The organism is Cupriavidus sp. 01L46, from assembly GCF_056399905.1.
Genome location: NZ_JBFTSF010000416.1, coordinates 1 through 4,371 on the forward strand (window position 1 = coordinate 1; position 4,371 = coordinate 4,371).

General features: G+C 64.7%; 3 protein-coding genes. All 3 read right to left on the minus strand.

From position 1 onward, the window contains the following. On the minus strand, positions 1-854 hold an 854-nt coding region (locus tag AC1DS3_RS35685), incomplete at its 3' end, for a DUF2863 family protein (protein WP_477129048.1). A gap of 132 nt (positions 855-986) precedes the next feature. Continuing rightward, positions 987-1,133 (minus strand): hypothetical protein, encoded by a 147-nt coding sequence (locus AC1DS3_RS35690; protein WP_170301880.1) that lies wholly within the window; start codon positions 1,131-1,133, stop codon positions 987-989. A gap of 278 nt (positions 1,134-1,411) precedes the next feature. Then, on the minus strand, positions 1,412-4,117 hold the full coding sequence (gene acnA / locus AC1DS3_RS35695) for an aconitate hydratase AcnA (protein WP_477129049.1): 2,706 nt from the start codon (positions 4,115-4,117) through the stop codon (positions 1,412-1,414). Between the last annotated feature and the right edge of the window lie 254 nt (positions 4,118-4,371).

Genomic DNA, 4,371 nt, shown 5'->3' on the forward strand with positions numbered 1-4,371 from the left:
GGCACGTCCAGCGTGCCGCACAGGTAGTTGACGGCAGCGCGCACGGTCAGCGGGCGGATGCTCTTGTCGGATTCGCGGCAGGACAGGAAGAAGGCGTCGGGCAGCAGCAGGTCGAACTCACAGCCTGGCATCAGCAGCGCGATCGAGGGCTGCACCTGGGTGCGCCATTGTTCCAGGCAGACGCTGCGCTCGGCGTGGTGCTCCTTGGCGTCTTCCTGCCAGCGGAACAGGGCCTGCTCGTGCGGCGCCACCACCACGGCCAGCAGGTAGCGCGGATCGGCCAGGATCGGCGCGGTTTCCGGCAGGTCGCGCAGGTCGACCTTGGGCGTGGTGCCGGCCATGGCGGCCGATACCAGCTTGTAGGTCAGGGCAAAGGTGTCGCTGTGCGTGCGCGGCAGCTGGTCGATGCTGTACAGGTAGGGTGACAGCGCCATCTTGGTGTTGGCCGCCAGCACATGCGCCTGCATGTGCACAGCCAGCGTCTGCGACAGCTCGGGCTTGAGCGCGCCGGACGGGATGGCGTAGCGGGTGTGGGCCAGGATGGGCGCGGCGATCAGCAGGGCGTCGTAGCTGACGCCGTCGATTTCGACGGTAGCCGATTCGGCCAGGGTCTCGGCTTGCTCGGCGAGCACGTCGGAGGCGTCGGCGTTGTGCTTGAACAGGTGTTCGAGCGCTGCGTCGAGCGCGGACTGGCTGCCGTTCTTCAGGAGCCGGCCCAGGCGTTGCGAAAGACGCCGCTCCCAGTAGCCATCCTCCATGCGGCTGCCCGAGGCATCGAGCGCAAGCGCATCGGCCACCAGACGCTCGGCGTCAGGCGAAAGACGTTGGGAAGCCTTGGGGCGAAAACCTGCCATAAGTCGAAATCATCCGTTTTTCGGTAAAACGGTATTCTACTCGCTGCGTTGACAAAAAAAGCCGCCTGGGGGCTGGGCGGCTGTATTGCATTGCGTCAGGCAGCGCCGCGCAGCGGCGGAACCGGCCAGGTTTTACTTCTGCGCGGGCGCTTGCGCAGCCTCCGGCGCGTGGGTTTCCACGCCGTGCTGCTCGCCGCCCATCGAGATGTCGCCACCCTTTGACAGCATATACAGTGCCGCGCCGGCAATGACGACGAATGCGATGAAAATCTTTGCCATGATGTCTCCTGTGCGTTTCAGGCGGGGTTGGCCGGCATGGCTGTCCCGCGCAAGGCGTTTTCTTTGTGGATGCCGGGCAGTTTGGCAGGGCAGCCTTGCGTGGAACTTACACCGGCCAACCCAAGACTTGGGGTAAGCCCGGTACAAGCGACGGTTGATGCGCTTTAGGGCCAGCGCGGATGGCGCCCCAAAGAAAAACGCCGCTGGCCATGACCTCCGAAAGAGGCGCAGAGCCAGCGGCGTCACCCCTTGGCCCCGAAGGGCCAGGGTTGCTCCGGTCAGGCAGCCAGCAACTGACGCAGCACGAACGGCAGGATGCCGCCGTGGTTGTAGTAGTCGACCTCGATCGGGGTGTCGATGCGCAGCAGCACCGGCACGCGCTGCACGTCGCCATTGGCGCGCTTGATCACCAGCGTCACGTCCTGCTGCGGCTTCAGTTCGCCTTCGATGCCTTCGATGTCGAAGGTCTCGTCGCCGACGATGCCGAGCGTCTGCACGCTGTCGCTGCCCTTGAACTGCAGGGGCAGCACGCCCATGCCGACCAGGTTGGAGCGGTGGATGCGCTCGAAGCTGCGCGTGATCACGGCCTTCACGCCGAGCAGCTGGGTGCCCTTGGCCGCCCAGTCGCGCGACGAGCCCGTGCCGTACTCTTCGCCGCCGAACACCACGGTGGGCGTGCCCTCGGCGATGTACTTCATGGCGGCGTCGTAGATCGACAGTTCTTCGCCGGAAGGCTGGTGCAGCGTTACGCCGCCTTCCACGCGGGAGCCGTCGGCCTTGACGGGCAGCATCAGGTTCTTGATGCGCACATTGGCAAAGGTGCCGCGCATCATGACCTCATGGTTGCCGCGGCGCGAGCCGTAGCTGTTGAAGTCCGCCTTGAGCACGCCGTTGGCCAGCAGGTACTTGCCCGCGGGCGACGATTCCTTGATGGAGCCGGCCGGCGAGATATGGTCGGTGGTCACGGAGTCGCCGAAGACGCCCAGCGCGCGCGCATTGCGCACGCTTGACTGCGTGGCGGCCGGTTCCATGCCGAAGCCGTCGAAGAAGGGCGGCTCGGCGATATAGGTGGACTTCGGCCAGTCGTAGACCTGGCCCTTGGTGCCCTTGACCTTGGCCCACAGCTTGCTCGGCTTCTTGACCTGCTCGTAGTTGATCTTGAACACCTTCGAGTCCATCGCGAACTTCATCAGCGCGTGGATTTCTTCCGAGGTCGGCCAGATGTCGCCCAGGTAGATCTCGCGGCCGCCCTTGCCCGTGCCCACCGGCTCGGTCATCAGGTCGCGCGTGACGTTGCCGGCGATGGCGTAGGCCACCACCAGCGGCGGCGAGGCCAGGAAGTTGGCGCGGATGTTCGGGTGGATGCGTGCTTCGAAGTTGCGGTTGCCCGACAGCACGGCGGCGGCCACCAGGTCGTTCTTGGTGATGGCCTCGTTCAGTTCCGGCGTCAGGTCGCCGGCGTTGCCGATGCAGGTGGTGCAGCCGTAGGCGGTCACGCCGAAGCCCAGCTTTTCCAGGTACGGCAGCAGGCCGGCGGCTTGCAGGTATTCCGTTACCACGCGGCTGCCAGGGGCCAGCGACGTCTTGATGTGCGGCGCCACCTTGAGGCCGGCTTCCACCGCCTTCTTGGCCAGCAGGCCGGCGGCCAGCAGCACGCTCGGGTTGGAGGTGTTGGTGCAGGACGTGATGGCGGCGATCAGCACGTCGCCGCTCTTCACGTTCACGCCGTCGGCGGTGGTGTAGGTTTTGTCGAGTTCCGCGATGTCCTTGTTGAAGCCGTTCTCGGCGGTCGGCTTGGCGAACAGCGAGGCAAAGGTGGACTTGACGTTGCCGATTTCGATGCGGTCCTGCGGGCGCTTGGGGCCGGCCAGCGAGGGGGCCACGGTGCCCAGGTCCAGCGTGACCACATTGGTGTAGTCGATTTCGCCGGCCTTGGGCACGCCGAACATCTTCTGGGCACGGAAATAGCCTTCGAAGGCGGCAATTTCTTCTTCGGTGCGGCCGGTGCCCTTGAAGTAGTCGATGGTTTTCTCGTCGACCGGGAAGAAGCCCATGGTGGCGCCGTACTCCGGTGCCATGTTGCCGATGGTGGCGCGGTCCGGCAGTGCCAGGCTGGCCGTGCCTTCGCCGAAGAACTCGACGAACTTGCCGACGACCTTCTCGCGGCGCAGCATTTCGGTGATGGTGAGCACCAGGTCGGTTGCCGTCACGCCTTCGCGCAGGCGGCCCTTCAGTTCCACGCCGACCACGTCAGGCGTCAGGAAATAGACCGGCTGGCCCAGCATGCCGGCTTCCGCCTCGATGCCGCCCACGCCCCAGCCCACCACGCCGATGCCGTTGATCATGGTGGTGTGGCTGTCGGTGCCGACCAGGGTGTCGGGGTAGTACACGCCGTCCTTCTTGTGCACGCYGCGGGCCAGGTACTCCAGGTTCACCTGGTGCACAATGCCGAAGCCCGGCTGCACCACGCCAAAGGTATCGAAGGCCTGCATGCCCCATTTCATGAACTGGTAGCGCTCGTTGTTGCGCTCGAACTCCAGTTTCATGTTCAGGTCCAGCGCGTTCTTCTCGCGGAAGTGGTCAATCTGCACGGAGTGGTCGACCACCAGGTCCACGGGAACCAGGGGCTCGATCTTCTTCGGGTTCTTGCCCATCTTCTCGGCCACGTTGCGCATGGCGGCCAGGTCGGCCAGCAAGGGCACACCGGTGAAATCCTGCAGCACCACGCGCGCCACCACGAAGGGGATCTCGTCGACACGCTCGGCGACGGGCTTCCAGTGGGCGAGTTGCTTGACGTGCTCCTCGGTGACCTTCTTGCCGTCGCAGTTGCGCAGCACGGATTCCAGTACGACGCGAATCGATACGGGCAGGCGCTCGACCGCCACGCCTAGTGCCTTGCCCAGTTGCGGCAGGGAGTAGAACTGGCCCTTGCTCGACGGGCCGATCTTGAATTCTTTCAGAGTCTTATTGAGATTGTGGGGCATTGCCTTACTCCAATCGAAGGATGGTGCGGACTTGCTTGGACTCGTAAATCGTCTATTGCCGCCGGCTGCCGGAGAAGCAGGGTCGCCGCGCGGCGCGCGGCGCGGGTTGCGCGCCGTGTTCATGCCTACTGCTTTTCTTGCTGATTGATCTTGCAGGACTGCCTTGCTGCCGAATCGCTAAATCAAGGCACGTGCCGCGTGGATTTTAGGCCAAGGCGTCTGCCGCCGTCAGCCCCTGTTGGCTTTGGCGCGTG